This is a genomic window from Leclercia sp. UBA5076 (assembly GCF_002416465.1).
GTDB lineage: Bacteria > Pseudomonadota > Gammaproteobacteria > Enterobacterales > Enterobacteriaceae > Enterobacter.
The window spans coordinates 139,220-164,733 of the sequence record NZ_DIAO01000016.1 but is presented as its reverse complement, the minus strand read 5'-3'; the positions used below and the strand labels follow the sequence as shown (position 1 = coordinate 164,733).

26 protein-coding genes are annotated in these 25,514 nt (G+C 57.0%); 7 read left to right on the top strand and 19 right to left on the bottom strand.

All coding sequences use genetic code 11. The features are described from left to right. Positions 1-16: 16 nt before the first annotated feature. From argD to ppiA, 5 genes are all read right to left on the bottom strand, one after another. Positions 17-1,237 carry a bifunctional acetylornithine/succinyldiaminopimelate transaminase gene (gene argD / locus B3X29_RS16575; RefSeq protein ID WP_159340225.1) on the bottom strand — a complete coding sequence of 407 codons (1,221 nt, stop codon included), beginning with the start codon at positions 1,235-1,237 and terminating at the stop codon, positions 17-19. An 87-nt stretch (positions 1,238-1,324) separates the two neighbouring features. After that, positions 1,325-1,888 (bottom strand): aminodeoxychorismate synthase component 2, encoded by a 564-nt coding sequence (pabA, locus tag B3X29_RS16570; protein WP_156655299.1) that lies wholly within the window; start codon positions 1,886-1,888, stop codon positions 1,325-1,327. A 30-nt stretch (positions 1,889-1,918) separates the two neighbouring features. Next, on the bottom strand, positions 1,919-2,521 hold the full coding sequence (locus tag B3X29_RS16565; protein WP_159340224.1) for a putative adenosine monophosphate-protein transferase Fic: 603 nt from the start codon (positions 2,519-2,521) through the stop codon (positions 1,919-1,921). Beyond that, positions 2,511-2,678 (bottom strand): YhfG family protein, encoded by a 168-nt coding sequence (locus B3X29_RS16560; protein ID WP_103177289.1) that lies wholly within the window; start codon positions 2,676-2,678, stop codon positions 2,511-2,513. Before B3X29_RS16560 ends, B3X29_RS16565 begins: the two co-directional genes overlap by 11 nt. Positions 2,679-2,786: 108 nt before the next feature. After that, positions 2,787-3,359, bottom strand: coding sequence for a peptidylprolyl isomerase A (ppiA, locus tag B3X29_RS16555; protein ID WP_159340223.1), 573 nt, complete (start codon positions 3,357-3,359; stop codon positions 2,787-2,789). 278 nt (positions 3,360-3,637) lie between these two features. Between ppiA and tsgA the strand changes: the two genes are divergently transcribed. Next, positions 3,638-4,822 (top strand): MFS transporter TsgA, encoded by a 1,185-nt coding sequence (gene tsgA / locus B3X29_RS16550; protein WP_103177291.1) that lies wholly within the window; start codon positions 3,638-3,640, stop codon positions 4,820-4,822. A 3-nt stretch (positions 4,823-4,825) separates the two neighbouring features. Here the strand turns inward: tsgA and B3X29_RS16545 are convergent, their stop codons facing one another. Next, the gene (locus B3X29_RS16545) at positions 4,826-6,142 is read right to left on the bottom strand and encodes a cytosine deaminase (RefSeq protein ID WP_156655301.1); all 1,317 of its coding nucleotides are present in this window, start codon (positions 6,140-6,142) and stop codon (positions 4,826-4,828) included. Between the two features lie 240 nt (positions 6,143-6,382). Here B3X29_RS16545 and nirB point away from each other — a divergent pair, with 240 nt between their 5' ends. From nirB to B3X29_RS16520, 5 genes are all read left to right on the top strand, one after another. Then, entirely contained in the window at positions 6,383-8,926 is a 2,544-nt protein-coding gene (gene nirB / locus B3X29_RS16540) for a nitrite reductase large subunit NirB (RefSeq protein ID WP_103177293.1), read from the top strand. Then, the gene (gene nirD, locus B3X29_RS16535; protein ID WP_103177294.1) at positions 8,923-9,249 is read left to right on the top strand and encodes a nitrite reductase small subunit NirD; all 327 of its coding nucleotides are present in this window, start codon (positions 8,923-8,925) and stop codon (positions 9,247-9,249) included. Before nirB ends, nirD begins: the two co-directional genes overlap by 4 nt. Positions 9,250-9,408: 159 nt before the next feature. Beyond that, the gene (gene nirC / locus B3X29_RS16530; RefSeq protein ID WP_103177295.1) at positions 9,409-10,218 is read left to right on the top strand and encodes a nitrite transporter NirC; all 810 of its coding nucleotides are present in this window, start codon (positions 9,409-9,411) and stop codon (positions 10,216-10,218) included. Positions 10,219-10,229: 11 nt separating this feature from the next. After that, the gene (gene cysG, locus B3X29_RS16525; protein WP_103177296.1) at positions 10,230-11,603 is read left to right on the top strand and encodes a siroheme synthase CysG; all 1,374 of its coding nucleotides are present in this window, start codon (positions 10,230-10,232) and stop codon (positions 11,601-11,603) included. Positions 11,604-11,737: 134 nt separating this feature from the next. Then, positions 11,738-11,908 carry a YhfL family protein gene (locus B3X29_RS16520; RefSeq protein ID WP_032614785.1) on the top strand — a complete coding sequence of 57 codons (171 nt, stop codon included), beginning with the start codon at positions 11,738-11,740 and terminating at the stop codon, positions 11,906-11,908. A gap of 92 nt (positions 11,909-12,000) precedes the next feature. Here B3X29_RS16520 and trpS read toward each other — a convergent pair whose 3' ends face one another. The 12 genes from trpS to B3X29_RS16460 all read right to left on the bottom strand — a co-directional run bounded on the left by trpS (position 12,001) and on the right by B3X29_RS16460 (position 21,981). Beyond that, complete coding sequence (trpS, locus tag B3X29_RS16515; protein ID WP_103177297.1) at positions 12,001-13,005, bottom strand: tryptophan--tRNA ligase; 1,005 nt, start codon at positions 13,003-13,005, stop codon at positions 12,001-12,003. Continuing rightward, positions 12,998-13,759, bottom strand: a complete 762-nt coding sequence (gph, locus tag B3X29_RS16510; protein WP_103177298.1) for a phosphoglycolate phosphatase — start codon at positions 13,757-13,759, stop codon at positions 12,998-13,000. Before gph ends, trpS begins: the two co-directional genes overlap by 8 nt. Further along, positions 13,752-14,429: a ribulose-phosphate 3-epimerase gene (rpe, locus tag B3X29_RS16505; RefSeq protein ID WP_103824819.1), complete on the bottom strand. Its 678-nt coding sequence runs from the start codon at positions 14,427-14,429 to the stop codon at positions 13,752-13,754. The genes gph and rpe overlap by 8 nt, the downstream gene beginning before the upstream one ends. Before the next feature lie 41 nt (positions 14,430-14,470). Further along, entirely contained in the window at positions 14,471-15,283 is an 813-nt protein-coding gene (gene dam / locus B3X29_RS16500; RefSeq protein WP_103177300.1) for an adenine-specific DNA-methyltransferase, read from the bottom strand. Between the two features lie 67 nt (positions 15,284-15,350). Next, positions 15,351-16,619: a cell division protein DamX gene (gene damX / locus B3X29_RS16495; RefSeq protein ID WP_103177301.1), complete on the bottom strand. Its 1,269-nt coding sequence runs from the start codon at positions 16,617-16,619 to the stop codon at positions 15,351-15,353. A 92-nt stretch (positions 16,620-16,711) separates the two neighbouring features. Then, positions 16,712-17,800 (bottom strand): 3-dehydroquinate synthase, encoded by a 1,089-nt coding sequence (gene aroB / locus B3X29_RS16490; RefSeq protein WP_103177302.1) that lies wholly within the window; start codon positions 17,798-17,800, stop codon positions 16,712-16,714. Positions 17,801-17,858: 58 nt separating this feature from the next. Then, on the bottom strand, positions 17,859-18,380 hold the full coding sequence (gene aroK, locus B3X29_RS16485) for a shikimate kinase AroK (RefSeq protein WP_003861630.1): 522 nt from the start codon (positions 18,378-18,380) through the stop codon (positions 17,859-17,861). A gap of 296 nt (positions 18,381-18,676) precedes the next feature. Then, positions 18,677-19,912 (bottom strand): DNA uptake porin HofQ, encoded by a 1,236-nt coding sequence (gene hofQ, locus B3X29_RS16480; RefSeq protein WP_103177303.1) that lies wholly within the window; start codon positions 19,910-19,912, stop codon positions 18,677-18,679. After that, positions 19,827-20,222 (bottom strand): HofP DNA utilization family protein, encoded by a 396-nt coding sequence (locus B3X29_RS16475; RefSeq protein WP_103177304.1) that lies wholly within the window; start codon positions 20,220-20,222, stop codon positions 19,827-19,829. The genes hofQ and B3X29_RS16475 overlap by 86 nt, the downstream gene beginning before the upstream one ends. Beyond that, entirely contained in the window at positions 20,212-20,673 is a 462-nt protein-coding gene (locus B3X29_RS16470) for a HofO (RefSeq protein ID WP_103177305.1), read from the bottom strand. Before B3X29_RS16470 ends, B3X29_RS16475 begins: the two co-directional genes overlap by 11 nt. Further along, the gene (locus B3X29_RS16465) at positions 20,657-21,196 is read right to left on the bottom strand and encodes a PilN domain-containing protein (protein ID WP_156655303.1); all 540 of its coding nucleotides are present in this window, start codon (positions 21,194-21,196) and stop codon (positions 20,657-20,659) included. Before B3X29_RS16465 ends, B3X29_RS16470 begins: the two co-directional genes overlap by 17 nt. After that, positions 21,193-21,981 carry a DNA utilization protein HofM gene (locus B3X29_RS16460; RefSeq protein ID WP_180209769.1) on the bottom strand — a complete coding sequence of 263 codons (789 nt, stop codon included), beginning with the start codon at positions 21,979-21,981 and terminating at the stop codon, positions 21,193-21,195. The genes B3X29_RS16465 and B3X29_RS16460 overlap by 4 nt, the downstream gene beginning before the upstream one ends. A gap of 120 nt (positions 21,982-22,101) precedes the next feature. On the opposite strand from B3X29_RS16460, the gene mrcA reads away from it, so the two are divergent. Then, complete coding sequence (mrcA, locus tag B3X29_RS16455) at positions 22,102-24,654, top strand: peptidoglycan glycosyltransferase/peptidoglycan DD-transpeptidase MrcA (protein ID WP_290557599.1); 2,553 nt, start codon at positions 22,102-22,104, stop codon at positions 24,652-24,654. A 37-nt stretch (positions 24,655-24,691) separates the two neighbouring features. On the opposite strand, the gene nudE is transcribed toward mrcA, so the two are convergent. Beyond that, a complete protein-coding gene (gene nudE / locus B3X29_RS16450) occupies positions 24,692-25,252 on the bottom strand; it encodes an ADP compounds hydrolase NudE (RefSeq protein WP_039031517.1) in 561 nt (186 codons plus the stop codon). Positions 25,253-25,514: the final 262 nt, after the last annotated feature.

Here is a 25,514-nt window from a genome sequence, read left to right as displayed (position 1 = left end):
CCGCCGGGCTACACAGCTACTGCTGAACCACCCGCTTCACCGCCTGCGCAAAGCGGGTCATCCCCTCTTCGATATCCTGGCTTTCCACCAGCAGCGACGGCGCAAAGCGCATCACGTCCGGCCCGGCGTTGAGCACCATCGTCCCTTCGCTGGCGGCGGCGTAGAGAAAATCGCGCGCCCGGCCTTTGTACTGCGGCTTCAGTTCGGCACCAATCAACAGTCCCATGCCACGGATATCACTGAAGACATCGTACTGCGCATCGATCTGCTGGAGATGCTTCACAAACTGCTCGCGCTTCGTATTGACGCCGCTCAGCACTTCCGGGGTATTGATGATATCGAACGCCGCTCCGGCAACCGCGCACGCCAGCGGGTTGCCGCCATAGGTCGAGCCGTGAGAGCCCACGTGGAATGCCGATGCGATATCCTGCGTGGTGAGCACGGCGCTCACCGGGAAGCCACCCCCGAGCGCTTTGGCGCTGGTCAGGATGTCCGGCGTCACGCCGTAGTGCATATAAGCAAAGAGATCCCCAGTACGGCCCATGCCGCTCTGCACTTCGTCAAAGACCAGCAGGGCCTGGTGCTGATCGCACAGATCGCGTAGCCCCTGCAGGAATTCTGGCGTTGCCGCCATCACGCCGCCTTCACCCTGGATCGGCTCAACCACCACCGCGCAGGTGTGATCGTCCATCACCGCTTTTACCGCATGCAGATCGTTAAACGGCACGTGGATGATGTCGGCCGGTTTCGGGCCAAAACCATCGGAATATTTTGGCTGACCGCCCACGGTCACGGTAAACAGCGAACGGCCATGAAACGCATTGTGGAAGGCGATGATTTTGGTTTTAAACGGGCTGTGGCGGGTGGAGGCGTAATAACGGGCCAGCTTGAAAGCGGTTTCGTTGGCTTCGGTGCCGGAGTTCATAAACAGCACACGCTCGGCAAAGGTAGCCTCGATGATTTTGCGCCCGAGACGTAGCGCAGGTTCGTTGGTAAAGACGTTGCTGGTGTGCCACAGGGTTTCGCCCTGGGTTTTCAGCGCCTCGACCAGCGCCGGGTGGCAGTGACCTAACGCCGTCACCGCAATGCCGCCCGCAAAATCAATGTACTCTTTGCCCTGCTGATCCCAGACGCGGCTGCCTTTCCCCTTCACCGGGATAAACTCAGCCGGTGCATAAACTGGCAGTATCACTTCATCGAATGTTGCGCGCGTAATTGCAGATTGTTCAGTTGCCATGTAACCCCACCCTTTTTTAAGTACAAAGCAGAAGTGAAAATATAATCACGAAATATGCTTAAAAAATCACTTTATGGCAACTAAAAATCAACGATTGAGGAAATTAGCCAGCAGCTGGTGGCCCTGTTCGCTGAGAATGCTTTCGGGGTGGAACTGCACCCCTTCCAGATCCCATTCACGGTGACGGATACCCATGATCTCCTGCGTTTCGCTCCAGGCGGTGACCTCAAAGCAGTCGGGTAAGGTGGGCGGATCGATAATCAGTGAGTGATAGCGGGTGACGGTAAGGGGGTTGTTCAGACCGCAGAAAACTCCGACGCCGTTGTGCGTCACCGGGGAGGTTTTGCCATGCATCACTTTCGCTGCCCGCACAATGGTGGCGCCAAAGACCTGGGCGATGGCCTGATGCCCGAGGCAGACGCCCAGAATCGGCACTTCACCGGCATAGCGCTGGATCACCGCCAGCGAGATGCCAGACTCATCCGGCGTGCAGGGGCCGGGGGAGATAACGATTTTTTGCGGATTGAGCGTGGCGACATCCTCCAGCGAGAGTGCGTCGTTGCGCCGGACCACCACCTCCGCCCCCAGCTCGCAAAAATACTGGTACAGGTTCCAGGTGAAGGAATCGTAGTTATCAATCAGCAGAATCATGGCGGCTCCTGAAAAAATGGCCGCCCTATTCTACTCAATTTCCCCGGCTTCGCTTACCACTTTACTGAAGATTGCGTTCAACGCGCTCAGATCCCCCATCGCACCGCTCTGGTTGGCCTGCGCCCACTCTTCCGGATCGATATCGCGCCAGTCAAGCTGGTAGCCCGCATGGATCGCCAGCTGCTCAAAGAAGATGCGCTGAACAATACCGTTGCCGATGCGGAACGGATGCAGAACGTTGATCTCGCAATAGTAGTGGCTGAGGCGGTTAATGAACTCCTCTCTCTCCAGCCCAACGAGATAGCCCTCCTCCTCCAGATCCTGCATCAGGGCGTTGCCCTCTTTTTCGATGTAGGCGAAGTGGCAGAAGCGGGTATCGCCCTGGTAAATATCCATCTCACGAATATCACCCGCCCAGTCAAAGATATCCTGATAGATATGCTGATGAATGGCGCACAGATGTGGGAGGCCGCGCAGCAGCGGCCCCAGCCCCAGGGTTGCCGCTCGCAGTGCGGTAAATTCATACGCCGCCTGCGCCAGACGCTCCGCCTGGCGGATGCCCAGCCGGTTACGCATGACATTCAGGCCGGGATAGAGATAGGGATCGCGATCGTTGCCGTATTTATCGCTCATACTGCCTCCTGAGCTCCTCAAGACGCAGTTCTGCCTCGTCGGCATTGAGCGTGACTAAGGGACTATCGACGCCTTCAAGACGGCGACTGGCCTGAAAATTCGCGTTTCGCTGTTGTTCCCAAAGACGGGATTTTTGCTTATCAGTGAGTTTTTTCACCCTTTTCCTCCCTGCTTGTGCCCGTGTTGCCACAAGTATAAGCAGCAAACTGCGGTTTCGCAGGGAGGTAAAGGCAACGCGGGCAAAACCTGCCCGCGCCATTACGGATTAAGGCAGGACTTTCGCAGAGAGGATAACTATCGGTTTTGACGGCACATTCTGGTAAGGGCCGACGTCGTGCGTCTGCACCTGAGAAATTTTATCGGCTACATCCATGCCTTTCACAATTTTACCAAATACCGCATAGCCAAAGTCACGCTGGCCGTGGTCAAGGAAGGCGTTGTCCGCCACGTTGAGGAAAAACTGGCTGGTTGCGCTGTCTTTATCGGCGGTACGCGCCATAGAGATGGTGCCGCGGGTGTTACGCAGGCCGTTATCCGCTTCGTTCTTGATTGGCGGGTTTGGCTGCTTCTGCTGCATCTGATCGTTGAAGCCGCCGCCCTGCACCATAAAGCCCGGGATCACACGGTGGAACGTAGTGCCGTTATAAAAACCGCTGTTGACATAATCGAGGAAGTTTTTCACAGAAACGGGAGCTTTCTGACTGTTCAGTTCCAGCTCAATGTTGCCGGCAGAGGTGGTCAACAGAACGTGCGGGTCTCCTTTCGCTGCCAGCGCAGCAGGAGAGAGGGCTGAAAGAGCGAATACAGCCGCGACAGCCGCCAGAGTTGATTTGAGCATGAGAATTCCTTAACAAAGCGCAGTAAAGAAAGCGAATGGCTTGATTCTAAAGAGCAGTATGAATCCAGGCCAGCCCTTTACCTAATTTTACCTATTTGAAACAGATGTAACCGCCCGGCAAAGTCGTGCCAGCACCATTAACGTGATTAATATCACTATTTATAATGCAATGAATGATTAATTTGACCTAAAAGATTTAATTAGATCACATTCACGATTAAAATCTGGCCGCTCGCAGCGCAGCCAATGCGCTTTACACTTCTCTTCACAGGCCAGTCATGACTAACAGCAATCGTATCAAGCTCACATGGATCAGCTTCTTCTCCTACGCCCTCACCGGTGCGTTGGTAATTGTCACCGGGATGGTGATGGGAAATATCGCAGACTATTTCAACCTGCCCGTTTCCAGCATGAGTAACACCTTCACCTTTCTTAACGCCGGGATCCTGATCTCCATTTTTCTCAATGCCTGGCTGATGGAAATCGTCCCACTGAAAACCCAGCTGCGTTTTGGCTTTGTGCTGATGGTGCTTGCCGTGGCGGGTCTGATGCTCAGCCATAGCATCGCATTGTTCTCCGCCGCCATGTTTGTGCTGGGTCTGGTCAGCGGCATCACCATGTCGATTGGTACCTTCCTCATTACCCACATGTATGAAGGCCGTCAGCGCGGCGCGCGACTGCTCTTCACCGACTCCTTCTTCAGCATGGCAGGGATGATCTTCCCGATTGTGGCCGCCGCGCTGCTGGCCCGCAGCATTGAGTGGTACTGGGTTTACGCCTGCATTGGTCTGGTCTACGTGGCGATCTTTATTCTGACCTTCGGCTGTGACTTCCCGGTCCTGGGCAAAAAAGCGCAGACCACCAGCGAGCCGGTGGTGAAAGAAAAATGGGGGATTGGTGTCCTGTTCCTCTCCATCGCCGCCCTCTGCTACATCCTGGGTCAACTGGGCTTTATCTCTTGGGTGCCGGAGTATGCCAAAGGTCTGGGGATGAGCCTGAACGATGCCGGTAAGCTGGTGAGTGACTTCTGGATGTCCTACATGTTCGGCATGTGGGCGTTCAGCTTTATCCTGCGCTTCTTCGATCTGCAGCGGATCCTCACCGTGCTGGCGGGCGCCGCCACCGTGCTGATGTACCTGTTTATCAACGGCTCTCCGGAGCAGATGCCGTGGTTTATCCTGACGCTCGGCTTCTTCTCCAGCGCCATTTACACCTCGATCATCACTCTGGGCTCCCTGCAGACCAAAGTGGCTTCGCCGAAGCTGGTTAACTTCGTGCTGACCTGCGGCACCATCGGCACCATGCTGACCTTCGTGGTAACCGGCCCGATTGTGGCGCACAGCGGCCCGCTGGCAGCGTTACACACCGCCAATGGTCTTTATGCCGTGGTATTTGTAATGTGCCTGGTGCTGGGCTTCGTCACCCGCCACCGCCAGCATAACGCGGCGGCAGCGACGCACTAATCCTTATGCCCCTTTGCGCTCAGTAAAGGGGCTGTTTTTGGTAAAGCATACCTCTTCCCCACCGCTGTCCATCTGAACCCATGTCTGGGCTAACTGCGTGGCGGCAATGACCCTGCCCTGACGAATCGACCAGCGCACAGGCACCTGACAACGCACCGCCTCAAAGCCACTTTCCGCGGGCAGAATCACCAGATTCGCCGGATTCCCCGTCTCAATACCGTAATCGCTCAGCCCAAACGTTCTGGCGCTGTTATAGGTGATCAAGTTAAGTCCGCTATCAATTTGCTGATACCCCATCATCTGACAGACATGCAGCCCCATATGCAGCACCTGCAACATATTGCCGGTGCCCAGCGGATACCACGGATCAAACACGTCGTCATGGCCGAAGCAGACGTTGACGCCCGCCTCAAACAGCTCCTTCACGCGGGTAATGCCGCGCCGCTTCGGATAATCATCAAAGCGCCCCTGCAGATGGATATTCACCAGCGGATTGGCCACAAAGTTAATCCCGGAGAGCTTCAGCAGACGAAACAGCCGCGAAGTGTAAGCCCCGTTATAAGAGTGCATGGCGGTGGTATGGCTGGCAGTGACGCGCGGGCCGATCCCGGCCTCATACGCCAGCGTCGCCACCGTTTCGACAAACCGTGACTGTTCATCGTCGATCTCATCGCAGTGAATATCCAGCGGCCGGTCGTACTTCTTCGCCAGTTCAAAGGCGATATGCAGGGACTGGACGCCATACTCCCGGGTGAATTCGAAGTGCGGGATGGCGCCCACCACATCCGCCCCGAGCTTTAAGGCCTCTTCCAGCAGCGCCGCGCCATTCGGGTAAGAGAGAATCCCTTCCTGCGGGAAGGCCACAATCTGCAGCGTCACCCACGGGGCGACCTCCTGCTTCACCTCCAGCATCGCTTTCAGGGCGGTCAGCGTCGGGTCGGAGACATCCACATGGGTGCGCACAAACTGGATGCCGTTGGCGATCTGCCACTTCAGGGTTTTCCAGGCCCGGGCTTTGACATCCTCATGGCTGAGCAGCGCTTTGCGCTCTGCCCAACGCTCTATGCCTTCAAACAGCGTCCCGGACTGGTTCCAGTTCGGCTCACCTGCGGTCTGGGTGGTATCCAGGTGGATATGCGGTTCGATAAAAGGCGGGATGGCTAACCCTCCGCGGGCATTCAACACTTCATAGCTCTCACCCTGCTTTTCGCCCGTCGGGGTGATTTCGCCAAAACGACCGTTCTCAATAGCCAGTTGCCAAAAGCCTTCACGGCCCGGTAAACGGACGTTCTGAATAAGCCAAAGCGGTGCTGTAGACATCATATTCTCCCTAAGATGGGGGCTGAAATTCAGGAGTAGCTGAAATTAAAAATTAGCCTCCTGATTTGTACACATAATCATCGATTATGAAAAGCCTGCGATTTCCACGACTTATAAAAAACCTGACAAATCAGGCATCTACCCACTAAGGAGTAGTTGAAGGCGTATTTGATTTGCATCAATAAGCGCCGTTGCTGAATCGTTAAGGTAGGCAGTAATAGAAAAGAAATCGAGGCAAAAATGAGCAAAGTCAGACTCGCTATTATCGGTAACGGCATGGTCGGTCACCGCTTTATTGAGGATCTACTCGATAAAGCCGATGCCGCCCAGTTCGACATTACCGTGTTCTGTGAAGAACCCCGTAAGGCGTACGACCGCGTGCACCTCTCCTCCTATTTCTCTCACCACACCGCCGAGGAGCTCTCTCTGGTGCGCGAAGGTTTTTACGAGAAACATGGCGTGAAGGTGCTGGTGGGCGAGCGCGCTATCACCATCAACCGTCAGGAAAAAGTGATTCATTCCAGTGCGGGACGCACGGTTTTTTACGACAAGCTGATCATGGCGACTGGCTCCTATCCGTGGATCCCGCCGATCAAAGGCTCGGAAACCCAGGACTGCTTCGTCTATCGCACCATTGAAGATCTCAACGCCATCGAATCCTGCGCCCGTCGCAGTAAACGCGGCGCGGTGGTCGGCGGCGGCCTGCTCGGCCTCGAAGCCGCTGGCGCACTGAAGAACTTAGGCGTTGAAACCCACGTCATCGAATTTGCCCCGATGCTGATGGCAGAGCAGCTTGACCACATGGGTGGCGAGCAGCTCAAACGCAAAATTGAGAGCATGGGTGTGAAAGTTCACACCAGCAAAAATACCAAAGAGATCGTGCAGGAAGGCACCGAGGCGCGTAAAACCATGCGCTTTGCCGACGGCAGCGAGCTGGAAGTCGACTTTATCGTCTTCTCCACCGGTATTCGCCCGCGCGACAAGCTGGCCACCCAGTGCGGCCTGGCGGTTGCCCAGCGCGGCGGGATCATGATCAACTCTACCTGCCAGACCTCCGATCCGGATATCTACGCCATCGGCGAGTGCGCCAGCTGGGAAAACCACGTCTACGGTCTGGTCGCCCCTGGCTACAAAATGGCGCAGGTCGCCGTTGACCATATCCTCGGCAATGAAAACGCCTTCGAAGGCGCGGACATGAGCGCCAAGCTGAAACTGCTGGGCGTGGACGTAGGCGGTATCGGCGATGCGCATGGCCGTACGCCAAACTCCCGCAGCTACGTCTATCTCGACGAAAGCAAAGAGGTCTATAAACGTCTTATCGTCAGCGAAGATAACAAAACCCTGCTCGGCGCGGTGCTGGTGGGTGACACCAGCGATTTCGGCAACCTGCTGCAGCTGGTGCTGAACGCTATCGAACTGCCGGAGAACCCGGATGCGCTGATCCTGCCTGCTCATGCGGCCAGCGGCAAACCCTCTATCGGTGTCGATAAGCTGCCGGACAGCGCGCAGATCTGCTCCTGCTTCGATGTCACCAAAGGCATGCTGATTTCTGCCATCAACAAAGGCTGCCACACCGTGGCGGCGCTGAAAGCGGAAACCAAAGCCGGTACCGGCTGCGGCGGCTGTATCCCACTGGTGACCCAGGTGCTCAACGCCGAGCTGGCGAAACAGGGTATCGAAGTGAACAACAACCTGTGCGAGCACTTCGCTTACTCTCGCCAGGAGCTGTACCACCTGATCCGCGTGGAAGGCATCAAATCCTTCGACGAGCTGCTGCAAAAACATGGCCAGGGTTATGGCTGTGAAGTGTGTAAACCGACCGTCGGTTCTCTGCTGGCCTCCTGCTGGAATGAGTATGTGCTCAAACCACAGCACACGCCGCTGCAGGACACCAACGACAACTTCCTGGCGAACATCCAGAAAGATGGCACCTACTCGGTGATCCCACGCTCTGCCGGCGGCGAAATCACCCCGGAAGGGCTGGTGGCGGTCGGCCGCATCGCCCGCGAATTTAACCTCTACACCAAAATCACCGGCTCCCAGCGTATCGGCCTGTTCGGTGCGCAGAAAGATGACCTGCCGGAAATCTGGCGTCAGCTGATTGAAGCGGGCTTCGAAACCGGTCACGCCTATGCCAAAGCGCTGCGTATGGCGAAAACCTGCGTCGGCAGCACCTGGTGCCGTTACGGCGTGGGCGACAGCGTCGGCTTCGGCGTCGAGCTGGAAAACCGCTACAAAGGTATTCGTACCCCGCACAAAATGAAGTTCGGCGTCTCCGGCTGTACCCGTGAATGTGCCGAAGCGCAGGGTAAAGATGTGGGCATCATCGCCACTGAGAAAGGCTGGAACCTGTACGTCTGCGGTAACGGCGGGATGAAACCACGCCATGCAGATCTGCTGGCGGCGGATATCGACCGTGAAACGCTGATCAAATACCTCGACCGCTTCATGATGTTCTACATCCGTACCGCGGACAAACTGACCCGTACCGCGCCGTGGCTGGATAACCTGGAAGGCGGCATCGACTACCTGAAGTCCGTCATCATCGACGACAAGCTCGGCCTGAACGCGACGCTGGAAGAAGAGATGGCTCGCCTTCGCGACGCCGTGATTTGCGAATGGACAGAAACCGTCAACACCCCGTCGGCGCAGGTTCGCTTCAAACACTTTATCAACAGCAACCAGCGCGATCCGAGCGTGCAGGTCGTGCCTGAGCGCGAGCAGCATCGCCCGGCAACGCCGTATGAACGTATTCCGGTGATGCTGGTGGAGGAAAACGTATGAGCCAGTGGGTAAACATCTGCAACATCGACGAGATCCTGCCTGCCACCGGCGTATGCGCGCTGTTAGGTCATGAGCAGGTTGCCATTTTCCGTCCGCGCCACGACGAACAGGTTTTTGCCATCAGCAATATCGACCCGTTCTTTGAGGCCAGCGTGCTTTCCCGTGGGATTATCGCTGAGCATCAGGGGGAGCTGTGGGTTGCCAGCCCGCTGAAAAAGCAGCGCTTCCGCCTGAGCGACGGCCACTGTATGGAAGACGAAACCCGCTCCGTTAAACACTATGACGTTCGCGTGAAGGACGGCAAGGTGCAGCTGAGAGGCTGATTGAAACGGGGGCGCAATGCCCCCGCTATTTGTTTTGATTTTGATGTTGTAGGCCCGGCAAGCGCTGCGCCGCCGGGCAGTTGCCGGGTGGCGGAGCAGGCTCCTTATCCGGCCTACAACGTATTTATTCTTTCTTTCATTACTATTCTGGATAATCAAATGTTTACAGACACCATCAATAAGTGTGCGGCTAACGCTGCCCGGATTGCACGCCTCAGTAAAAACAGTCCTCTCGGCTTCTGGATCAGCTCCGCCATGGCGGGCGCCTATGTCGGCCTGGGGATCATTTTAATTTTCACTCTTGGTAACCTCGTCGACCCGTCTGTGCGTCCGCTGGTGATGGGCGCCACCTTCGGGATCGCTTTAACCCTGGTCATCATCGCCGGTTCTGAACTGTTCACCGGTCACACCATGTTCCTGACGCTGGGTGTCAAAGCGGGCACCATCACTCAGGGCCAGATGTGGGGCATTCTGCCGCAGACCTGGCTCGGTAACCTGGTGGGCTCGGTGTTTGTCGCGCTGCTGTATAGCTGGGGCGGCGGAAGCCTGTTGCCGGTCGATACCAGCCTCGTGCACACCGTCGCGCTGGCAAAAACTACCGCCCCGGCGATGGTGCTCTTCTTTAAAGGCGCGCTCTGTAACTGGCTGGTTTGCCTGGCTATCTGGATGGCAATCCGTACTGACGGCGCCGCGAAGTTCATCGCTATCTGGTGGTGTCTGCTGGCCTTTATCGCCTCTGGCTACGAACACTCCATCGCCAACATGACGCTGTTTGCCCTCTCCTGGTTCGGTCACCACAGCGAAGCGTATACCCTGTCAGGTATCGGCCATAACCTGTTGTGGGTAACGCTTGGCAATACCCTTTCCGGGGTTGTATTTATGGGTTGGGGTTACTGGTATGCTACCCCTAAAGCGGAGCGTCCGACTCCTGCAACCATCGCAACCGTTCAGGCGAAAGCCAACCAGTAAGAGGTAATGTCGTGGATCACCTGCCAATATTCTGTCAATTACGCAATCGTGACTGCCTGCTCGTAGGTGGTGGCGATGTGGCTGAACGCAAAGCCCGCCTGCTGTTAGACGCAGGTGCCCGACTTACCGTCAACGCCCTCGACTTCGCCCCGCAATTCACCGTGTGGGCGCAGGAAGGGATGCTCACCCTCGTTGAGGGTGAGTTCAACGAAACGCTGCTCGATACTTGCTGGCTGACCATCGCCGCCACCGACGACGATGCGGTTAACCAGCGCGTTAGCGATGCCTGTGAAGCACGGCGGATCTTCTGCAACGTGGTGGATGCGCCGAAAGAGGCGAGCTTTATCATGCCGTCGATTATCGACCGCTCGCCGTTGATGGTCGCTGTCTCCTCCGGTGGCACCTCGCCGGTACTGGCGCGCCTGCTGCGTGAAAAGCTGGAAGCCATTCTGCCGCAGCATTTAGGCCAGGTGGCCCAGTATGCGGGGCAGCTGCGAAGCCGTGTGAAAAAGCAGTTTGCCACCGTGGGCGAACGCCGTCGTTTCTGGGAAAAATTCTTTGTGAACGACCGGCTGGCGCAGTCGCTGGCGAATCAGGATCAAAAGGCCGTGGATGAAACCACCGAGCAACTGATCAATGCCCCGCTCGATCACCGGGGCGAAGTGGTGCTGGTGGGTGCCGGTCCGGGTGATGCCGGCCTGTTAACCCTGAAAGGGCTACAGCAGATCCAGCAGGCGGATATCGTGGTCTATGACCGCCTGGTCTCTGACGACATTATGAACCTGGTGCGCCGGGATGCCGACCGGGTGTTTGTCGGCAAGCGCGCAGGTTATCACTGCGTTCCGCAGGAAGAGATTAACCAGATCCTGCTGCGTGAAGCCCAGAAGGGTAAACGCGTGGTGCGGCTGAAAGGCGGCGATCCGTTTATCTTCGGGCGCGGCGGCGAGGAGCTGGAGACGCTATGCGAAGCGGGCATTCCCTTCTCGGTGGTGCCGGGCATTACCGCAGCCTCCGGTTGCTCCGCCTATTCCGGCATTCCGCTGACCCATCGCGATTACGCCCAGAGCGTACGTCTGGTTACCGGCCATCTGAAAACCGGCAGCGAGCTGGACTGGCATAACCTGGCCGCAGAAAAACAGACTCTGGTCTTCTATATGGGGCTGAACCAGGCGGCGACGATACAGGCGAAACTGCTTGAACATGGCATGGATGCAGAAATGCCGGTTGCGCTGGTAGAGAACGGCACATCGATTAAACAGCGCGTGGTCAGCGGCGTGTTAACCCAGTTGGGCGAGCTGGCGCAGCAGGTTGAAAGCCCGGCGCTGATCGTGGTGGGTCGCGTGGTGGCGCTGCGTGACAAACTCAACTGGTTTTCAAACCATTAAGCTAGGCTGAACATATTCCCCGCTAAATGAGTAGTCCTGTAATGGACTACTCCTCTCCTGACGCTGCCGATAACATACCTTCCGCGAAAGCACATTTTCTATATATTCCCTCACGTTACAGACAAGGAAGCGTTATGTTTAAACTGGCAAAGATTGCCCTGGTTGCAGGCATCTTAACAACCCTGACGGCGTGCACTGGCCACGTGCAAAACACCAAAAATAACTGCAGCTACGATTACCTGCTCCACCCGGCGATCTCCATCTCTAAGATCATCGGTGGCTGCGGCCCGGCAGCGAATCAGTAACCGTTTCGCAGGCAATAAAAAAACCGGGAAATTCCCGGTTTTTTTATATCCCGTAGGCCGGGTAAGGCGAAGCCGCCACCCGGCAAACAAGCTTAAGGCTTCGCCACAAACCCAATCGCTTCGTAGACCGCTTTCAGGGTTTCTGAGGCGCGTGCGCTGGCCTTCTCGGCGCCCTCTTTCATCACCTTCTGCAGGTAAGCTTCGTCATTGCGGAACTGGTGATAGCGCGCCTGCAGCTCGGTGAGCATGCCGGAAACCGCTTCAGCCACTTCACCTTTCAGATGGCCATACATCTTACCTTCGAAGTGCTGCTCCAGCTCCGGAATGGTACGGCCCGTCACGCCAGAGAGAATATCCAGTAGGTTAGAGACGCCCGCTTTGTTCTGCACGTCGTAACGCACCACAGGCGGCTCGTCCGAATCGGTCACCGCACGCTTGAGCTTTTTCACCACCGCTTTCGGATCTTCCAGCAGGCCGATAACGTTGTTGCGGTTATCGTCCGACTTGGACATCTTTTTGGTCGGCTCCAGCAGGGACATCACGCGGGCGCCGGACTTCGGAATAAACGGCTCCGGCACTTTGAAGACATCACCATACAGCGCGTTAAAGCGCTGGGCGATATCGCGGCTCAGCTCCAGATGCTGCTTCTGATCTTCACCCACCGGCACCTGGTTGGTCTGGTAGAGCAGAATGTCAGCGGCCATCAGCACCGGGTAATCAAACAGACCGGCGTTGATGTTTTCCGAATAGCGGGCCGATTTGTCCTTGAACTGGGTCATGCGGCTCAGTTCGCCAAAGTAGGTGTAGCAGTTCAGCGCCCAGCCCAGCTGCGCATGCTCCGGCACGTGAGACTGAACGAAAATGGTGCTTTTCTCCGGGTCGATACCACAGGCCAGATAGAGCGCAAGCGTATCCAGCGTGGCCTTACGCAGTTTCTCAGGATCCTGACGCGCGGTGATAGCGTGCAAATCCACGATGCAATAAATGCAGTGGTAATCATCCTGCATGCCAACCCACTGACGCAGCGCACCCATATAGTTGCCAATGGTCAGTTCACCTGAGGGCTGTGCGCCACTAAATACGATGGGCTTAGTCATTTTTCAATTCCTGATTTTCACTGTGCGAAAGCCCGAGAACGGGCAACAAATCTTTGAAGTGGTCGAAGACAAAATCCGGCTCACTCAGCGTAATGGATTCACCGTAGTTATAGCCATAAGTCAGGCCAACGGACGGGCAGCCTGCGGCCCTGGCAGCCAGAATATCATTGCGCGAATCACCCACAAAGAGCAGCGCTTCAGGCGGTAAGGATAATTTTCCTGCCACCAGCAGTAGCGGTTCGGGATGCGGCTTCTTGTTCTGCACATCGTCGCCGCCGACAATAACCGAGAAATAGTGAGCGATATCGAGCGCTTCCAGCAGCGGGGCGACGAACGCCGTCGGCTTGTTGGTCACCAGCCCTAGCGGCAGACCCTGAGCATGCAGCGCGCTCAGCGTAGCGGCCACATCCGGGAACAGGAAGCTACCCTCTTCCACCGTCTCTTCATAAAAACGGTTAAACAGCTTACGCAGGATACGCACCTGCTCTTCCTGAGGGATGTCTGCATGATCGACACCCGGCTTGCCCTGCGCCGCACGTTGAACAGCACGCTCCTGGCGCGCCCAGGTCAGCGCGCGCTCCATCAGCACGTCAGCCCCGTTACCGATCCACGTCACCACACGTTCTTCGCCCGCCACCGGCAGCTCCAGCGCGTACAGCGCCTGATCGACCGCCGCGGTTAAACCCGGTGCGCTGTCCACCAGCGTACCGTCGAGGTCAAATGCAACACCCCGAATTGCCTGCAAATTATCCATGACTTACCTTCGCCAGTTCACTGCGCATTTCATCAATGACTTTTTTGTAGTCCGGCTGATCGAAAATAGCCGAACCCGCGACAAACATATCTGCCCCCGCCGCCGCGATTTCGCCGATGTTGCTGACCTTCACGCCGCCATCCACTTCGAGGCGGATATCAAAGCCAGACTCGTCGATACGGCGACGTACTTCCCGCAGTTTATCCAGCGTATGCGGAATGAAAGACTGCCCGCCAAAGCCCGGGTTAACGGACATCAGCAGGATCACGTCCAGCTTGTCCATGACGTAATCCAGGTAGCTCAGCGGCGTGGCCGGATTGAAGACCAGGCCCGCCTTACAGCCGTGCTCTTTGATCAGCTGTAGCGTACGGTCAACGTGTTCGGAGGCTTCAGGATGGAAGGTGATGATGCTGGCACCCGCGGCGGCAAAATCTGGCACGATGCGATCGACCGGTTTTACCATCAGGTGCACGTCAATCGGTGCGGTCACGCCATAATTGCGCAGCGCCTTCAGGACCATCGGGCCGATGGTCAGGTTAGGCACGTAGTGGTTATCCATAACGTCGAAATGAACGACATCCGCACCGGCAGCCAGTGCTTTCGCGGTATCTTCGCCCAGCCGGGCAAAATCAGCCGAAAGAATTGAGGGTGCAATCAAATACTGTTTCATCCGCATCTCCTTGAACTTTGTTTAACGGCGGGCGAAACGGCTCAGGGCAGATAGAGTGCCAGCAGTTCGTCCACCTTTTTACGTGTGCCGCCGTTGCTGCTGATGCTGCGCCGGACTTTGACCTGAAAATGCTCCGCGGCCTTGTACCATTCGCGCGTATCGGGCGTATCGTGATTCGAAATTAACACCGGGATACTTTTGCTGACCAGCTTTTCCGCCATCCCCGCCAGATGCGCCTGCTCGGCAGGGCTAAAGCTGTTGGTGTGATAAGCGGTAAAGTTCGCCGTAGCAGACAGCGGTGCGTACGGGGGGTCACAGTAAACCACCGAATTGACGTCAGCAAGGTTCATACACTCTTCATACGAGAGGCAATAAAACTCTGCATTCTGCGCTTTTTCAGCAAAGTGATACAGCTCGGCCTGAGGGAAATAGGGACGCTTGTAGCGGCCAAACGGCACATTGAATTCACCACGCAGATTATACCGGCACAGGCCGTTGTAACCGTGGCGATTAAGATAGAGGAACAGCAGCGCACGGCGGAACTTATCCTGGCACTGATTAAACTCAGCGCGGTGCTGATAGTAAACGTCCGGGGTGTTGTTCTCTGGCGTAAACAGCTTGCGCGCCTCATCGACGTACTCATCGGTACGCTCTTTTACGATGTTGTAAAGACTGATCAGGTCGCTGTTGATATCCGCAAGGATATAGCGGGAGTAGTTGGTATTGAGAAATACCGAGCCCGCACCAACAAAGGGTTCGACAAGACACTCGCCGTCTGGCAGGTGTTTTTGAATATCATCGAGCAGGGGGTATTTCCCCCCTGCCCATTTCAAAAAAGCGCGATTTTTTTTCATGCTGACTAACTGATTACACCTTCTCCGGCTGTGGAGAAAGCTCCGACAGCATCCTGCGCTTCACAGATTACTTCAAATCGGACTGAACCTGACGGATCGGCTTCGCCCACGGATTTTTCGCCTGAACGTCGGCTGGCAGTGTGGCAACCGCGCGTTTTGCTTCGTCTTTCGATGAGTACACACCGCTTACCAGCACATACCATGGCTGACCGTTACGGGTGGTCTCATAGACAACAAAGTTTTTCAGGTTCGATTTTTTCGCCCAGCCGTTGAGGTTGTCATAGCTGGAAGAGCTGCTCAGCTGCAACGTGTAGTTGGTGGACGGCGCAGACTTCAGTGAACTCACGTTCCCTGTCGATTTACCGGTGCTGGCAGAAGCCGCCGGGGCGCTCGCCGCTGGCGTCGATGCTGTTGCGGTCGGCGCTGGCGTTGCTTTCGGTGCCGTCGCGGTTGTCGCAGGCGCTTTCGCCGGGGCGCTGGTTGCCGTCTCAGTGTGCTTCGGCTGCGCGGCTGCTTTAGGCGCTTCTGCTTTCGCAACAGGCTGCGGCTTCGCTTCACGCTTCGGCTCAATTACCGCCTGCTTACGCTCCTGATGCTGCGCAGGTTTAGTCTGACGTGGCGCAGATTCTGCCGCCGCCGTCTGCTGTTGCCCGGTAGCACCACGGATTGGCGCTACGGTCGCAGGCTCGGTCGGCAGGGTGGAGTTCACCACTACATTGTTAACCTGCTGCTCGCTCTGCGGCTGCGTCAGGGCGTTATTCAGATTGCCCTGAACCTCAACGCGCTGCTGGCCTTCAGGAGTAGCCGGAGACTGGCCCTGAGTCGGCGTGGAGGCAACAGGCGGCAGAGAGATCTCCTGCTGCGTATTCTCTGCGGAGGTAGCGCCTGGCGCTGGCTGCGAGCCATTTGCCTGGTCGGCAGCGCTGCCGGAAAGATCGATACTCTTCTCGCCGGAAGCAGTTTGTTCAGCAGGCGAGGTGGACGGGGCTTTCAGTGCGGAGCCGACGCCGATAATCAGCAGCAGCAGGACCAGCACCCCCAGGCCCATCATAATATACTGGCGGGAAGCGGGTTTCGCCGCAGCGGCCTTACGCTTGCGCGGGCGACGCTGTACGGGCGCTTCGTCCATTGAATCATCTTCGGACTCATAATCCTCTTCTTCACGCTCCTCGCGGGCGGCGCGGCCACGCGAAGGACGAGGATCGTCATTGTCCAGATCGACCTCATCAAAGTTGATTTGCGGCTCGTTATCGCGTTCTGAAGATTGGCGAGTACGACCAGTACGACGATCGCTGGGATCGGGTTTCAGCTCGTCTTCTGGTTTGAATTCATCCATTTAACACCCCACTAAAAGGCTTATGCCTACGACTTTGCACATCACCTGAAGCAAAATGGCTACGTATTACCGCAGCCGGACCTTTCTAATAGTTACGCTTGCTGGCAATCAGCAATAGCGCCAAGAACGACATCGTGCGGCACACCGCCACGAACTTCACTCTTTCCGATTGCAAGCGGGAGTACCAGACGCATCTCGCCTGCTAATACTTTTTTATCACGCATCATGTGCGGCAAGTAGGCCTGCGCTGACATTTCGCGCGGTCCCGTCACCGGTAACCCGGCACGCTCAAGCAACGTGATAATGCGTTGTGTATCCGCCTTGCTGAACTGACCCAGACGCTCCGAGGTGCGAGCGGCCATCACCATCCCTGCCGCCACGGCCTCGCCATGCAGCCAGTTACCGTAGCCCATTTCGGCTTCGATAGCATGGCCATAGGTGTGCCCCAGATTCAGTAAAGCACGTAAGCCTGTTTCGCGCTCGTCTGCGGCAACCACTTCTGCTTTCAGCTCACAACAACGGCGAATACAGTACGCCATCGCCTGACCATCCAGGCGCAATAAGGCGTCCATATTCTCTTCAAGCCAGCTAAAGAACTCGCCATCCAGAATAATGCCGTACTTGATCACTTCCGCCAGGCCAGATGCCAGCTCGCGCTTCGGCAGCGTTTGCAGGCAGTCGAGATCCACCACCACCGACGCGGGCTGATAGAACGCGCCAATCATGTTTTTGCCAAGCGGATGGTTTACGGCGGTTTTGCCGCCAACAGAAGAGTCAACCTGCGACAACAGCGTGGTCGGGATCTGAATAAAACGGACGCCACGCTGATAGCTTGCTGCCGCAAACCCGGTCAGATCGCCAACAACACCGCCGCCTAATGCCAGCAGTGTTGTGTCGCGACCGTGCGGTTTTTGCAGTAATGCGGTGAAGACGGTATCAAGTACCGTCAGGCTTTTATACTGCTCGCCATCAGGCAGAATCACACTGTCGACCTTCACGCCAGCCTGTTCAAGCAGCTGACGTACGCGGTCGAGATAAAGCGGAGCCAGCGTCTCATTGGTGACCAGCATTGCCTGATCACCCGCTTTCAGTGGTAAGAAGGAAGCTGGGTCGTTAAACAAACCAGCCGCGATAGTGATAGGGTAACTCCGTTCACCGAGAGTGACTGTAATCCTCTCCATAGCGCGACATCCACCTTAAATACTTTTTACCCGAAGGCGAGTATATATAAAGCCAGAATCAGTTGCTTTCCAGCATATGAATAATCTGGTTTGCGACCACTTTAGCGCTCTGATCGTCTGTGCGAATGGTGACGTCAGCAATCTCTTCGTACAGGGGATTGCGTTCATCTGCCAGCGCTTCCAGAACTTCACGTGGAGGCGTCTCAACCTGCAGCAACGGGCGTTTTTTATCACGCTGCGTACGCGCCAGTTGTTTTTCGATGGTCGTTTCGAGATAGACCACGACACCGCGGGCGGAGAGACGGTTGCGAGTTTCGCGAGATTTTACAGAGCCGCCGCCAGTAGCCAGCACAATGCCCTGTTTTTCCGTAAGTTCATTGATGACTTTTTCTTCTCGGTCACGGAAACCCTCTTCGCCTTCTACATCGAAGACCCAGCCCACATCAGCTCCGGTTCGTTTCTCAATCTCTTGATCAGAATCGTAAAATTCCATATTGAGTTGTTGAGCTAACTGGCGCCCAATAGTGCTTTTGCCGGCACCCATAGGCCCAACCAGAAAGATATTGCGTTTCTCTGCCATTTTTTCGGTACTACTAAGACTATTCGTTAATGGTAAACCCGCTTCGCCGATACCTGGCGTAACAGGACATGAACTGAAACCTCATATGCGATAGAGCGAGAGTCAGACTAAAAATTATCTCAATACTCCAGCTTGTTTGGCAACAGAATAAATCACCCTGCCTGCCGCTTAAGTTGTTAAGGTGTGAGATTGAGTAGGCTGATTCTCAAATCGGTACTCCTTGTATGCTAATTAATGCCCCACGTCAAACATCTGCAACAAACAGAATGCAAAATCAGGTGGGGCGTTACCGCTTATCAGGGTGTCGCAACCAGACGAGGGGTAATAAAAACCACTAATTCCCGGCGCTCGTTGTCTTTACCCTGATGGCGAAAAAACTGCCCCAGGATGGGGATACGGCTCAAGCCTGGCACATTTTCACTCCCGCTTTTATGTCTCTGAGAAAAAATTCCACCTAAGGCCAGCGTTTCACCACTTTTGACCTCTACCTGGGTTTCGATCTCCTGCTTGTCTATCGTCATGGTTTCACTGTCGGCCTGCTTCAGCACCTGGCCCGGGCTGTTCTCGCTGATGCGCAGCTTCAGGCGTACACGTCCATTGGCCAGCACCACCGGGGTCACCTCCATGCCCAGTACCGCCTCTTTAAATTCCACCGACGTCGCGCCGCTCTCTCCGCTGGAGACCTGATAGGGAATTTCACTCCCCTGTTTAATGCTGGCAGGCTGCATGTGCGACGCCAGCAGACGCGGGCTGGCGATAATATCCACCTGCTGTTTTTGTTCCAGGGCGGAGAGCTCAATGTCCAGCAACCGGCCATTAATCCGGCCGATAGTGAAACCCACCTGCGTCGTGGCGTTGGTCACCGCAAGATCGCTGTTGAGTATCGTCAGCTCTCCGGGCTTACCGGGCTGCTGCGCCTGCGCCAGACTCCACTTTACGCCCAGCTCCCGCAGGCTTTTTTCACTCATGCTGACAATGTGTGCCGCCAACTCGACCTGGGCTACCGGCAGATCCATCTGCCCCACCCAGTGCTGTAACGCATCCAGCGCAGCCCGGCTGTCGCGCACCAGCAGACGGTTGGTGCGTTTGTCCACCGCAAGGCTGCCTTTTGGGCTGAGGAGCTTTTCGGCAGCCTGCCTGAGATCGCCCGCATCCGCATAGGAGAGAGAAAAACTGCGCGCCTCCAGCGGCACACTGAGCTGACGCTTAGCGCGCTCCGCCTCTTTTCTGGCCTGCTGCTGTTGTTGCCAGGCGGCGCTGTGGATATAAAAGATGCCCTCCTGCTGGCGCATCACCAGCCCGGCGCTGGTCACCACCGTCTGTATCGCCTGTAACCAGGGAACCTTTTGCAGACGCAGAGAGACATTGCCGCTCACGTCCGGTGCGATAATCATATTGCGGTTCTCCTGCTCCGCCAGGGCCTGCAGAAGCTGGGCGACCGGCACATCATCCACGACCAGATTCACGGCCAACGGTTCCGCTGCCAGCGTCTGGCCGCCGATCAGCAGCAATGCCACCATCCCTCTTTTCATCCTGTTTCGTTCCTTGTCGTTGCCATCGCCATAACGGCGGTTCACACGCCTCAGACGTGTCGATGACCAACTCCTTTTCATCCAGCACCCTTACCCGCCAGCCCTGAGGCAACGTGTCGCCGCGACGCACCCGCAACCAGCGGGACTTTTCATCCCTGACGATGCCCACCGGCACCGCGCCGGATACCAGCCCGGCATAATGCCACTGGCTCAGGGCTGCATCGGGGCAGCGTGACACCGGAGCCTGAAACGGATCGCGCATGCCGAGAAGAAGCGGCAGCAGAAGCAGTACGCCACCGCTAACCCGCATTCTGGCGCTCCAGGTGCAGGGTGAGGCGCAGCTTTTGCTGTTCTGGCTGGAGCGTAAAACGCGCCACCGCCACGTCGCGTTGGGCGAGAGTGGCAAACAGCCCGGGGATCTGCCCCCAGACCGCCTCGACCACCAGTTCGCCTCCAGCACTGACGGGTTGCCAGCGCACCATGCGTAGCTCACCGGTATCGAACTCCAGCGGCGAAAAGGGCCGTGACGCCACGGACGATGGCGCCTCCTCAACGGGCGAGAGCTTACGCACCGCGGTCCATAAGCGGCCGTTGATCGCCGCGTCACGCGCGTGCTGAGCCTGATGCGTGGCAAGCTGTTGCTGCTGCATGCCTAGCTGCCCCCCGATCACGCAGAGCAGCATCAACCCTGAGCTGAGACCCCAGCACAGCCAGCGCCAGCGCGGGGACAACGCGTACCAGATGTCAGGAGGGATCCGCATCAGCCTGCTCCTTGCGGGTCAGCGCCCAGCTAAATTGCCAGCGCCCCTGCGCGTCCTGGCGCATCTCGCCGGGCGCGGTGGGGGTAAACCCCGGCAGCTGGCGTAGCGCTCTCTCCAGCGCCGCAAGCGCCGGTAACGTGGCGGCGTAGCCACTCAGGGAGAGGGTAGAGTGCTGGAAACGGAGCTGCGCCAGCCATGCCTGCTCCGGCAGGGCGCGGGCCAGGGCGATGAGGATCGTCTGCCATGCCTCCGTCTGCGCTTTTTTTTGCGCCCAGCGCTGCTGTTGCTGGCGCTGAACAATACGCGCCGTCCACTGCGTTTGCCGCTGCGCCAGCGCCTGCCTCAGCGCCACATCGCTGGCCTGTCGCTGCGCGAAAACCTGCGCTTGCAGCGGGGCGTCGGCCCGCCGGGCGGTCCAGAGCCCCAGCGTTACCAGCAGCGAGCCGGTGAACAGCAAGCCCCAGAAGCGCAGGCAGTGGCGTTTTTGTTGCTGACGCCACGGCAGCAGATTGGCCGCGCTCATCGCGCATAGCCTCCCGTCGCCAGCGCTAACGCCAGTGCGACGCTAAAATCCGCGCCATTTTCAGGCAGCGGCGGTTGCCGGTGGGACAACACGTTCCAGGGGTCGAAACTGCGCATATCGCAGCAGGCGATCTCCTCAACCCTTAGCGCCAGCAGGGCTGCAAGGCTTTCAACATCGGGCGCCTCCGCCAGCCCACGCCTGCCCCACTGGTGACGCATCGCCCATAGCCATTGATCCCGATCGCGCCAGGCAACGCACTGGGCAGGCGCGTCTACAAAAGGCAGAAAATGGGCCAGCGCCCCGGCATCGGGTGTGATCGCGGTCAGCCGCAGACGCAACACCCGGGCCAGCTCCAGCAGCGTGGCGATCTCTTTATTTTGTGCCGCGGTAACCTGATACCCCTGGCTGAACGTATCTTCCGCATAATCAAAACGCAGGGCATCGGGTGCCATCTCCAGCTCGCGGCTCAAGGCCGCGCCAATCCAGGCCGTCTCTTCGCTGTCGCGCAGGGTTATCGCCGGGCGCGGAAAGGTGCGTTGCAGGGTGCGGGCGGCCGGAAAGGCGAGAAGTACCTGATGCTGGTAAGGCAGCCACTGTCGCCACTCGCGCAGCGCTGCAGCCAGTTGTTCGGGCTGAAGAATTTGCCCGTCGCGGATAACACCCTCCGCGAGGGGGAGCTGCCACCAGCGGCGCAGCCCCCAGCCCGACTTTCTGCGTACCAGCGCGACGGCCAGCACCTTATCCTGTTGAATATGAACGCCTGTTCGCCATGTTTTAAATACCATGTTTCACGATCTCCTTATCGTCCGGGGGGATAACGGCTATATCAATGCTACAGGCTTGCCTTTATACTACCGCGCGATTGTTTAGAAACTGCCCAGTTCAAACTAAATGGGAAATCTCCAGTGAAGTTCGTAAAGTATTTATTGATCCTTGCAGTCTGTTGCATTCTGCTTGGAGCAGGCTCGATTTTTGGTTTGTACAAATATATTGAGCCGCAACTACCTGATGTCGCTACGCTTCGTGACGTACGCCTTCAGATCCCGATGCAGGTTTATAGCGCCGATGGCGAGCTGATTGCCCAGTACGGCGAAAAGCGGCGTATCCCGCTGACGCTGAATCAAATTCCGCCAGAAATGGTGAAAGCCTTTATTGCCACAGAAGATAGCCGCTTTTATGAGCACCACGGCGTCGACCCGGTGGGGATTTTCCGTGCCGCAAGCGTGGCGCTCTTCTCCGGCCATGCTTCGCAGGGGGCGAGTACCATCACCCAGCAGCTGGCGCGTAACTTCTTCCTGAGCCCTGAAAAAACGCTGATGCGTAAGATTAAGGAAGTCTTCCTGGCGATCCGCATTGAGCAGCTGCTGAATAAAGATGAGATCCTTGAGCTTTACCTCAACAAGATCTATCTCGGCTACCGTGCCTATGGCGTGGGCGCGGCGGCGCAGGTCTATTTCGGTAAATCCATCGAACAGCTGACCCTGAGTGAAATGGCGACCATCGCCGGTTTGCCGAAGGCGCCTTCTACCTTCAACCCGCTCTACTCGCTGGATCGCGCGACAGCACGTCGCAATGTGGTGCTGTCGCGTATGCTGAGCGAGGGCTATATCAGCCAGACGCAGTACGATCAGGCGCGCAGTGAGGTGATTGATGCCAACTATCACGCGCCGGAAAATGCCTTCTCCGCTCCCTATCTGAGTGAAATGGTTCGTCAGGAGATGGTCTCCCGCTACGGCGAACAAGCCTACGAGGATGGCTACCGCGTCTACACCACCATCAGCCGCAACATCCAGCAGGGCGCGCAGCAGGCGGTGCGTAACAACGTCATTGATTACGATATGCGCCACGGCTACCGCGGCCCGTCAAACGTGCTGTGGAAGGTGGGTGAATCCGCCTGGAGCAGTAAAAAAATTACCGACACCCTGAAGCCGCTGCCGGGCTATGGGCCCTTCGTGGCGGCGGTGGTGACCCAGGCCAATCCGCAGGAAGCCACGGCGATGCTCGCCGACGGCACCTCCGTGTCGCTGCGGATGGAAGGGGTACGCTGGGCACGTCCGTATCGCTCTGATACACAGCAGGGCGCGACGCCACGCAAAGTGACCGACGTAGTACAGGTGGGCCAGCAAATCTGGGTCCGCCAGGTTAATGACGCCTGGTGGCTGGGACAGATCCCGGACGTTAACTCGGCGCTGGTCTCTATCGACCCGCATAACGGCGCGGTCCTGGCGCTGGTGGGCGGCTTCGACTTCAATCAGAGCAAGTTTAACCGTGCCACTCAGGCGCTGCGTCAGGTCGGTTCCAATATCAAGCCGTTCCTCTACACCGCGGCAATGGACAAGGGTCTAACCCTCGCCAGTATTCTCAATGACGTGCCGATCTCCCGCTGGGATGCCGGGGCCGGTTCCGACTGGCGGCCAAAAAACTCACCGGCAGAGTACGCGGGTCCGATTCGCCTGCGTCAGGGACTGGGGCAGTCGAAAAACGTAGTGATGGTGCGCGCCATGCGTGCCATGGGCGTCGATTATGCGGCGGAGTACCTGCAGCGCTTCGGCTTCCCGGCGCAGAATATTGTGCATACCGAGTCGCTGGCGCTGGGCTCCGCGTCGTTTACCCCGCTACAGGTCGCCCGCGGTTATGCGGTGATGGCCAACGGCGGCTTCCTGGTCGATCCGTTCTTCATCAGCAAAATCGAGAACGACCAGGGCGGCGTGCTGTTCGAGGCCAAGCCGAAGATCGCCTGCGCCGAGTGTGACATTCCCGTCATCTATGGCGATACGCCTAAGTCAGACGCACTGAACAACCAGGACATGGAGGATGTGGCGATTTCACAGGAGCGGCAAAATGCGGCGGTGCCGATGCCGCAGCTCCAGCAGGCGAACCAGGCGCTGGTCGCCCAGACCGGTGCTCAGGAGTACGCCCCGCACGTGATTAACACTCCGCTGGCGTTCCTGATCAAGAGCGCGCTGAACAGCAACATCTTTGGTGAACCGGGCTGGCAGGGTACAGGCTGGCGTGCCGGTCGTGATTTGCAGCGCAAGGATATCGGCGGCAAAACCGGCACCACCAACAGCTCCAAAGATGCCTGGTTCTCAGGTTATGGCCCGGGCGCGGTCACTTCGGTGTGGATCGGCTTTGACGATCACCGTCGCGATTTAGGTCGTACCACGGCTTCCGGGGCGATTAAAGATCAGATCTCCGGTTACGAGGGCGGAGCCAAAAGCGCGCAGCCCGCGTGGGATGCCTTTATGAAGATCGTTCTTGATGGCGTACCGGAAGAGCCGCTCACGCCACCGCCGGGCATCGTAACGGTCAATATCGATCGCAGCAGCGGTCAGCTGGCTAACGGGGGTAACAGTCGTGAGGAGTATTTCATCGAAGGTACGCAGCCAACGCATCAGGTGGTGCATGAGGTGGGTACAACGTTGATAGATAACGGCGAAACGCAAGAACTCTTCTGATCTATCTCCCCCTTCCCTGTGGAGGGGGGACTTTCCGCTACAGCCTTCCCTGCCCTTTCAGCCACTCCCGCACCAGAAACAGTGCGCTCACGTTTCGGGCTTCGTTAAAATCGGGCTCTTCAAGCAGATCCATCAGATGCGCCAGCGGCCAGCGTACCTGCGGCAGCGGTTCAGGTTCATCGCCTTCCAGCGATTCAGGATAGAGATCTTCCGCCAGCACGATATTCATCTTGCTGGAGAAATAGGAGGGCGCCATGCTGAGTTTTTTCAGGAAGGTAAGCTCCTTTGCGCCAAAACCTACCTCTTCTTTCAGTTCACGGTTCGCAGCTTCATAAACCGACTCGCCGGGATCGATAAGTCCTTTGGAGAAGCCCAGCTCATAAGATTCCGTTCCCACCGCGTATTCGCGGATCAGGATCAGATGCTCGTCGACAATAGGCACAATCATGACGGCTTCGCGCGTGGAGGGACGCATACGCTCGTAGACGCGGCGCACGCCGTTACTGAACTCCAGGTCCACGCTCTCAACGTTAAACAGCCGCGATTTGGCGACGGTCTCCACATTCAGGATAGTGGGCTTTTGTAAGGGTTTGCTCATTTTGACGGGTCTTTGCTGGGTGAACTGGCCTCATTGTGCGATACGCCGCACGGTTTCGGCAATGTCATTCGCGCTTTATTTACATTTGTGCAACCTAATCAGATTCATTACGCATTTCAACACAAAAGTCAATAGGTTGAAATTATTCCAGGAATTTGCTGATATTCCGCCACGGTTGCCTTTGCTATCATCAGCGAACACTGGGATGCGCTTCAAATTGCTCAAGTTCAACGCCTTACATGCCGATAGCCAACCACAGACA

What these genes read in the sequence shown, in the direction of transcription:
- damX (WP_103177301.1), bottom strand. Translation starts at nt 16,619, where the DNA reads ATGGATGAATTCAAACCAGAAGACGAGCTGAAACCCGATCCCAGCGAT.
- argD (WP_159340225.1), bottom strand. Translation starts at nt 1,237, where the DNA reads ATGGCAACTGAACAATCTGCAATTACGCGCGCAACATTCGATGAAGTG.
- gph (WP_103177298.1), bottom strand. Translation starts at nt 13,759, where the DNA reads ATGGATAATTTGCAGGCAATTCGGGGTGTTGCATTTGACCTCGACGGT.
- nirD (WP_103177294.1), top strand. Translation starts at nt 8,923, where the DNA reads ATGAGCCAGTGGGTAAACATCTGCAACATCGACGAGATCCTGCCTGCC.
- rpe (WP_103824819.1), bottom strand. Translation starts at nt 14,429, where the DNA reads ATGAAACAGTATTTGATTGCACCCTCAATTCTTTCGGCTGATTTTGCC.
- nirB (WP_103177293.1), top strand. Translation starts at nt 6,383, where the DNA reads ATGAGCAAAGTCAGACTCGCTATTATCGGTAACGGCATGGTCGGTCAC.
- tsgA (WP_103177291.1), top strand. Translation starts at nt 3,638, where the DNA reads ATGACTAACAGCAATCGTATCAAGCTCACATGGATCAGCTTCTTCTCC.
- nudE (WP_039031517.1), bottom strand. Translation starts at nt 25,252, where the DNA reads ATGAGCAAACCCTTACAAAAGCCCACTATCCTGAATGTGGAGACCGTC.
- B3X29_RS16470 (WP_103177305.1), bottom strand. Translation starts at nt 20,673, where the DNA reads ATGCGGATCCCTCCTGACATCTGGTACGCGTTGTCCCCGCGCTGGCGC.
- aroB (WP_103177302.1), bottom strand. Translation starts at nt 17,800, where the DNA reads ATGGAGAGGATTACAGTCACTCTCGGTGAACGGAGTTACCCTATCACT.
- B3X29_RS16565 (WP_159340224.1), bottom strand. Translation starts at nt 2,521, where the DNA reads ATGAGCGATAAATACGGCAACGATCGCGATCCCTATCTCTATCCCGGC.
- dam (WP_103177300.1), bottom strand. Translation starts at nt 15,283, where the DNA reads ATGAAAAAAAATCGCGCTTTTTTGAAATGGGCAGGGGGGAAATACCCC.
- B3X29_RS16460 (WP_180209769.1), bottom strand. Translation starts at nt 21,981, where the DNA reads ATGGTATTTAAAACATGGCGAACAGGCGTTCATATTCAACAGGATAAG.
- hofQ (WP_103177303.1), bottom strand. Translation starts at nt 19,912, where the DNA reads ATGAAAAGAGGGATGGTGGCATTGCTGCTGATCGGCGGCCAGACGCTG.
- trpS (WP_103177297.1), bottom strand. Translation starts at nt 13,005, where the DNA reads ATGACTAAGCCCATCGTATTTAGTGGCGCACAGCCCTCAGGTGAACTG.
- nirC (WP_103177295.1), top strand. Translation starts at nt 9,409, where the DNA reads ATGTTTACAGACACCATCAATAAGTGTGCGGCTAACGCTGCCCGGATT.
- ppiA (WP_159340223.1), bottom strand. Translation starts at nt 3,359, where the DNA reads ATGCTCAAATCAACTCTGGCGGCTGTCGCGGCTGTATTCGCTCTTTCA.
- B3X29_RS16545 (WP_156655301.1), bottom strand. Translation starts at nt 6,142, where the DNA reads ATGTCTACAGCACCGCTTTGGCTTATTCAGAACGTCCGTTTACCGGGC.
- pabA (WP_156655299.1), bottom strand. Translation starts at nt 1,888, where the DNA reads ATGATTCTGCTGATTGATAACTACGATTCCTTCACCTGGAACCTGTAC.
- B3X29_RS16520 (WP_032614785.1), top strand. Translation starts at nt 11,738, where the DNA reads ATGTTTAAACTGGCAAAGATTGCCCTGGTTGCAGGCATCTTAACAACC.
- B3X29_RS16475 (WP_103177304.1), bottom strand. Translation starts at nt 20,222, where the DNA reads ATGCGGGTTAGCGGTGGCGTACTGCTTCTGCTGCCGCTTCTTCTCGGC.
- B3X29_RS16465 (WP_156655303.1), bottom strand. Translation starts at nt 21,196, where the DNA reads ATGAGCGCGGCCAATCTGCTGCCGTGGCGTCAGCAACAAAAACGCCAC.
- aroK (WP_003861630.1), bottom strand. Translation starts at nt 18,380, where the DNA reads ATGGCAGAGAAACGCAATATCTTTCTGGTTGGGCCTATGGGTGCCGGC.